This window comes from Nostoc sp. UIC 10630 (genome assembly GCF_010747425.1).
In the GTDB taxonomy this organism is placed as follows: domain Bacteria; phylum Cyanobacteriota; class Cyanobacteriia; order Cyanobacteriales; family Nostocaceae; genus Nostoc.
Genome location: NZ_JAAGOG010000317.1, coordinates 1 through 6,622 on the forward strand (window position 1 = coordinate 1; position 6,622 = coordinate 6,622).

The following is a 6,622-nucleotide window of genomic DNA, read 5'->3' on the forward strand; positions in this document are numbered from 1 at the left end:
CAAAAAAAAAGTACTTGATATGAATTGGCGCATTATAAATGCTTGAAGATAAAATGCCGGATTCAGTAAAACAACAAATATTAATAAAGCATAATATTTTTTTGAAACCCCCTTACAAATTACGAAAAATGTCAGAAAATTAATAATAAAAGACCAAAGTAATAGAAAGCCAAGCTCTGAACCATTACATATAATAAATAATATAGAAGCGAGAAAATAAAAACCTGGTTCAAATGGAAACTTGGCTGATTGAAAACATTCTACTGGATTATCACCATTACAATCTCGATACGCTATTAAATATTGCTCGGTATCAGCTTGAATATCTATAAGACAACAGAAAAGACTGATAGTGACCGCAACTAGCAGAAGTATAGAATTATTGAGTAAGCTGTCTAGGCTATAAGATTTTGAGCTTCTATTGAGAAATACAAATAAAAGTAGTGGTAAAACTCCAACTATCGGGATTTTTATCCATATAATTATTCCAACAAATAGCAGAATATACTTTTGATAGTTGGTTTGGACACTTGATAAATTAAAAGTCATTATCTAATGCTATACTTAGGTAATAAAAGATTTGTTAAATAAGCTTAACCAGACTATATGTTCTTCTCCATTCATGCTCATAATAGTAAATAAACTATGAACTTGACCTTTAGTCCAGTTCCACATAATTAATGTTTCTGCTTGATTTTTCGGATTAATTGAAGCTTTAACATAGCAAGCGACTACTTGTAAAAAACCTTTAAAAATTCGGAGAATGGATATAAACAACCAAATATAATATGAACGGTTCCAACGCATAACAGCAATGTAAGGAGCTGCGGCACCAAAACCATACATTAAGTTAAAAAGATAGGTTTCTGATATGCGCTTTGTGGGGATAAAATGGTGCAGCACACAATCAGGTGTATACCAAAGTTCATAACCTACGTTCATAATTCGTAAAACTATCTCAGAATCTCCTCCTGCACTTAGCTTTTTTCCTTCTCTATCGTTGAGTAATTGTTTATCTAACCAGCCACTTTTCTCAAGGGCAGTTCTACGAATAACTAAACCTGCACCTGGAATTTGGTAATTACGACGATTTAATTCTTTTGAAGCTTCGCCACGCTCATAAGCAGCAAATTTACCTGAATGTTTAACAAGGATGGGGGAAGGAGTTATTTCCCAATCTAGAACTACCTTGCCACCAAAAGCACCACAATTTAGATGAGTTGCAGCAAATTGTATTGCTTTATCTATCCAGTCTTCTGATAAAAGGCAATCATCATCAACAAAAGCGAGCCATTCACTAGTTGTATTCTTAATTCCACATAAACGGGCGTGAGTTAATCCTTGTTTTTGCTCTACTATCCTACGTAAGTTAGGAATTAATCGTGAATTAATGTGCTTGTTAACAATATCGGCAGTTTCGTCTGTACAGTTATTATCTACAACTAAAACTGACGAATTATAAATTTTAGAACCTTTCTGTAATGAAATTGCTGTGAGAACACGATCTAGTAAAGCTGCATTGTTATAAGTACAAATTACAATATCCATAAGTAAAATACTCCACAAGCAAGGAACTGATCAAGATATAGGCATCATATTTGATTTTTGAAAAATATAATTGCATAGAACTTGTCATACAAAGGTTTCTCTTTCAGAATAGCTAGCAAAAATCAAGTAGGATTTCTAACAATTATCAAACAAGGATCAAGACCAGTTTTGACTTTTCAAAAGCCAGTGGTCTTTACGAATAAATAAAATATCACATTGCCCCATTGCATTATCCAAAGGTCTACGCAGAACATTGACAATTTCATAGGGTTGAAAATTTTGTTCATTCATCCATGCTATTGATTCATGCAGTAAAATCATCTCTGATGAAAATCGAAAAAATTGCAGTTCTAGTAAAATAAAGTCTGAAGATTTTAGGACTTTTTTCGCTCCTGATAAAACATTTAATTCATAACCTTGAACGTCAATTTTTATAAAATGTGGTTGTTTAATAACTCCTTGCTCAAACAGATTGTCTATAGATACAATTGGTACTTCACGAGAGGCAGTACCAGAATACATCAAACTACTACTATCCAAATCTTGAGTCACACCTATCTGTAACGTACCAGCCTCGGAACCAGCCGCAGCCAAAATAAACTTGATGTTACTATGTTGATTGGTTAAGACCTGTAAAGGTGGTAATCGCTCTTCAAGAGGCTCGATCATAAAATATCCAGCATCTGGCCAACTTTGCATTGCTAACTTCGTCCAAGAACCTTGTGCCGCTCCAATATCTAGGACTACTTGAGGGCTATAGCCACGTTGAGCAAGACCCTTCAGACATAAGTCCATACCTACTCCCTGAGCAAGTCGAGCAAGTCGTAAGTTAAAAGGTTTTAAAACTTTATTTGCTAGAAGTTGTATATTTTCTTTAATAACAGATACCATCCAAATTTACCTATCCCTTATTAAAATGTGTAGTATTTAAACATTTGTAGAGTTATTATCTACAGCTAAAACTGTCCATTGATAGCTAGAAATTACTTTTGATAATGCAAGATTTTCTAAAAACACACTCTCGTAGATTAGTATTTTTGTATCTACGAATTAGTATATCAATAAATACAGCAATAAATTCATTTTAAATTAACAATTATTTGAAAACTATAGCCTTCAAGCTTATTTTTTAGCAGCAATATATTTTTTGTTGACTGAAAAATTGTAGTCATTAATTATAGCGAACCATATCAATAGAATAGTTGTTTGTATCGAAAATATAATACACCTTGTTATATAGTCATTTTGAAGCTTAAAATTCAACAACACAACTATAAAAAACCAAATCAATGGAAAATATAACCATTTTAACCAGAGAGTATAAGAAACAGATAAACGTTTCATTCCAAATACAGTTACCATAGAGGTTGTAAGATATCCAAGATTACCTAGAATTGCTCCTGTTAAGCCAAAATTATAAGCGCCAATGGCAATTAATCCTAGTGATGAAAAACTGCTTAGTAGCTGAATTAATGCACAAGTCTTAACTGCATTTGTCCCTAACAAAGAATAGTAGCCGACTGCGTGACATGAATAAAGTGCGTAAATTGCTGTTGCAATACAGAAGATCATTAAGCATTGACTTGCAGTTTGCTCAGAAAATAATAGTTTGAGAATTAATGGAGAAAGTGTTATGAGAGTTGCTCCCATTCCCAAAGCAACTAATCCATTGATTTGGGTAGCTTGTTTAAGTTGCTGTTCTAGTTGACGCTGATTAATGTTTGGCTGTCCAACTAGATTGCTTAAAGTGGGAAGTAAAGGCTGTACAGGTAATGCAGAAAATGAGTTAATTTGCGCCGTGATATCAGTAATTCCTGCATATACTCCAAGTACCTGACTACCTAGCAAGCTGCCGACAATCAGCCGATCGCCTCGACTAAAAAACATACTTCCCAAGGTATTTAACCACATCATTAAGCTGTAGCCTCCTACTGCTAATGCTTTGTGTTGATTCCAACTCAGACGCAGGTTCATATTTTGGAGTATCGATCGCACTACCCAGAGATGACTGAACAAACTCACTACACCAATTCCAGCCTGCCACTGCATTAACTCGACTGTGTGACCTCCTAGTAAAACTACAATCAACATTCCGACATTAAGTAGTACGGACTGCATTGTATTAAGCACATTCATCAAGTCATAGCGCTGATGGGCTTGTTCGACACCAATCAAAATTTGTTGCAACAATCGCGCTGCTACTACTAACCCACCAATTTTGATAGCCTGTATAACTTTTAACTGTTGTAACTGACCCAATTTAGGAAATAAATTCATAATCGGTTCAGCACCCATCCAAAGAGCAACTACTGCTAAAGTTGCCAATATCAGCATTGCCCCAATAGTGACAGTCAAGGTTTGCGATAGTCCATCAACATCTTTCTTTCCTAAGTCTTGAGAAACAAATACAGTTGTGGCTGTGGAAAGACCCGCTTCAGCTAAAGTAACCATTACCACCACAGCAGAAGCCAAAGTCCATAGTCCATACTCTTCAATTCCCAACAGGCGAATTAGTATAGGGATAATTAGTATGCCTAGCCCTATTTTGATTAATCCTGCTATTGAGTTGTAAAAACCGTTCTTAAGTAAGCTATTTTTCACCAAAAATATTCTCTTTTAATACAAGCATTACCGCAAAAATACTAAAATAGTTAAGTTAAATTGCTATCAAGGGATTAGGAAATGCGTATATTGGGAAACTTCACTTCACCCTTACCATTCCGTGGCTTGCTGCCGTAGGCATCGCTACTATTTTTGTCGTAATAACCCTTCTGGCTGTAGTAACTAAAACCACTATCAGCAGTAACTCCATTCATCACCATTCCCAAAACACGCGATCGCGCTTGCTCAAGCATCATCTTCGTACTCTTAGCAACAGCACAATCAAGCACTCCAGGACGTACAACCAGCAATATCCCATCTGCCATCTTGCCCAGCATCAGTGCATCACCAAACAAACTCAAGGCAGGAGTATCAATAATGACGCAATCATAGTCTTTGGCTGCCTCTTGAATTAACAAAGCCATACGCTGTGAATCTAGCAATGCTGCGGGGTTCGGTGGAATTGTCCCAGCCGTTAATAGATCCAAGTTAACTAATACTTCTTGAGTAGTGTGGCGAAACTCCGCTTGACCAACTAAAACATTACTTAGTCCGGCTGGGTTAGATAATTTCCAAATTTCTTGTTGGCAGGAGTGACGCATATCCGCATCTATTAATAGGATTCTGCGTCCCATGTGTGCTTTGGCTACTGCCAGATTTGCTGCTACAAATGATCTGCCTTCACCTGGAGTTGAACTAACTACGGCAATTACTTTTAGTGGTTTATCAGAGATGGTAAAATCCAGGTTCGTCTGAAGCATCTCACAGGCTGAACTTGCTCCCGAATATGGATTATCTCTCACCGGCAGTTCTACTAAAGCTTCCCCACCATTTTTAGCTTTTTGACCCAAGTGAGGAATCGTACCGAGTAAAGGATAACCTAATAACTGCTGGGCTTGCTCAAGAGTTTTGAGGGATTGATCCATAGCCTCTAACATCAGAGCTAACCCTACACCCAGCAAAATTCCCACAAATCCACCCAGCGCCAGGTAAAGGGCAATTTTGGGAGAAACAGCTTTTTTAGGAAGTAAAGCCGCAGATACTACCCTGGCGTTACCGACATTCTGATTTACTACTACTTCGACTTCTTGCGATCGCTTTAGCAGTTCTTCATAGGTAGACCTCGCTACTTGCAACTGTCGCTCTAGCTGCTGCTGTTTTTCTTGCAGTTGGGGTAAGACACTCAATCGTCTTTGAGAAAGTGCGTATGCATTCTGCAAAACTGTAACTCGGTTAGCTAATGCTGACCGTTCTACATCCGACTGTACCAGTTGGGCCAGTAGGGTCTGCTTGAGTTCTCCCATCCCTAAATTCTGCGCTGGTACAGATTTTTCTCTGCCCGCATTCTCAAAAATTCGAGTCTCTAGCTGCTTTTTCAGGGCTGCTTCTTTTGCTAATAAATTAGCGATCGCAGGATGTTTGTCTGTATAGCGAGTCTGTTCTACTGCTAACTGATTTTGCACCTGCTGGTATTCTGTTAATACCTCCTGCACAGCTTTTGATTGAGTTAAATTCCCCATATCCACAGCCTGCTGCGAATTCAATCTCAATTGACGTTCCAGAAGTTGTGAGCGAGTTTCAGCATCCGTTAAATTTGCCTGAGCTTGGGTAATCTGGTCTGATAAATCCGCGAGTCTGTCGACTCCTTTTGCCGCTTCTTGCTCTAAGGCAATTACCCGATTTTCTTCTTTAAACCGACGCAAAGCTGCCTCTGATTTGACTACCCTTGCTTCAACTTCAGGCAATTGCTTGCTCAAAAACTTCTGTGCCACTGTCGCTTGGGTTTGGTTAATGCGAATATTATTCTCCAGGTAATATCTCATCAGCAAATTCACAACATCTGCGGCTTCTTTGGGATTGCTACTGCTGTAGGAAATCGCCAAAATATCTGTACCCCGGACACTCTTAATTTTGATTTTTTTGAGAAACTCATCTATTTCTAAGGGTATTCCTTGCTTACCTACCAAGTTGAGACTAGTGATAGTTTTTTCAACTATCGGGTTAGAACGAATTACCTCTGCTTCTGTATCCAACGGGCTGCTGAGTTGAGTCACACTGCTCAACTCTCCAACTTGTGCCGAGGGACTTGTCAGCGAAGAAACACGGTCAGTTTTGCTGAAGAGCAACTTGCCTTCTGCTTCATAAATTGGTTTTTGTCTGATAGCAATTAAAGCTGACAGTCCAAAAACAGAGGCAGTCACCGCAGCTATGACTAGCCAACGCCTTTTCAGAATCAGCGAGTATTGTTGCAAATCTGGGGATTGGTCTTCTTGGTTAGAGGGCATGGAATATATTGCGAATATCTGAAATACTTACTAATTTTGCTTCAAAATTTTGGTAGCCCAAAATAGTTATTTGGACATACTTCAATATATTTACTTAGAAAAAGCTTGTATAAGAAATATTTAATTTCTCTGTAATTTTTGGATTACTTTCCTTTTTATACATCTTTTTAGTTTTATCCCAGAAACAT

General features: G+C 37.6%; 5 protein-coding genes. All 5 read right to left on the reverse strand.

The genetic code is table 11. The features are described from left to right. Window positions 1–549: EpsG family protein (locus G1O98_RS36100; RefSeq protein ID WP_175587003.1), on the reverse strand; the 549-nt coding region annotated here is incomplete at its 3' end. A 15-nt stretch (window positions 550–564) separates the two neighbouring features. Beyond that, window positions 565–1,548, reverse strand: coding sequence for a glycosyltransferase (locus tag G1O98_RS36105; protein WP_163938973.1), 984 nt, complete (start codon window positions 1,546–1,548; stop codon window positions 565–567). A gap of 156 nt (window positions 1,549–1,704) precedes the next feature. After that, window positions 1,705–2,439 carry an FkbM family methyltransferase gene (locus G1O98_RS36110; protein ID WP_163938975.1) on the reverse strand — a complete coding sequence of 245 codons (735 nt, stop codon included), beginning with the start codon at window positions 2,437–2,439 and terminating at the stop codon, window positions 1,705–1,707. Between the two features lie 231 nt (window positions 2,440–2,670). Further along, a complete protein-coding gene (locus G1O98_RS36115) occupies window positions 2,671–4,149 on the reverse strand; it encodes an oligosaccharide flippase family protein (protein ID WP_163938979.1) in 1,479 nt (492 codons plus the stop codon). A gap of 74 nt (window positions 4,150–4,223) precedes the next feature. Then, window positions 4,224–6,434 (reverse strand): polysaccharide biosynthesis tyrosine autokinase, encoded by a 2,211-nt coding sequence (locus tag G1O98_RS36120; RefSeq protein ID WP_163938977.1) that lies wholly within the window; start codon window positions 6,432–6,434, stop codon window positions 4,224–4,226. Window positions 6,435–6,622: the final 188 nt, after the last annotated feature.

Excerpts from the sequence above, each read along its gene's own strand:
- G1O98_RS36105 (WP_163938973.1), bottom strand. The coding sequence starts at position 1,548 with ATGGATATTGTAATTTGTACTTATAACAATGCAGCTTTACTAGATCGT.
- G1O98_RS36110 (WP_163938975.1), bottom strand. The coding sequence starts at position 2,439 with ATGGTATCTGTTATTAAAGAAAATATACAACTTCTAGCAAATAAAGTT.
- G1O98_RS36120 (WP_163938977.1), bottom strand. The coding sequence starts at position 6,434 with ATGCCCTCTAACCAAGAAGACCAATCCCCAGATTTGCAACAATACTCG.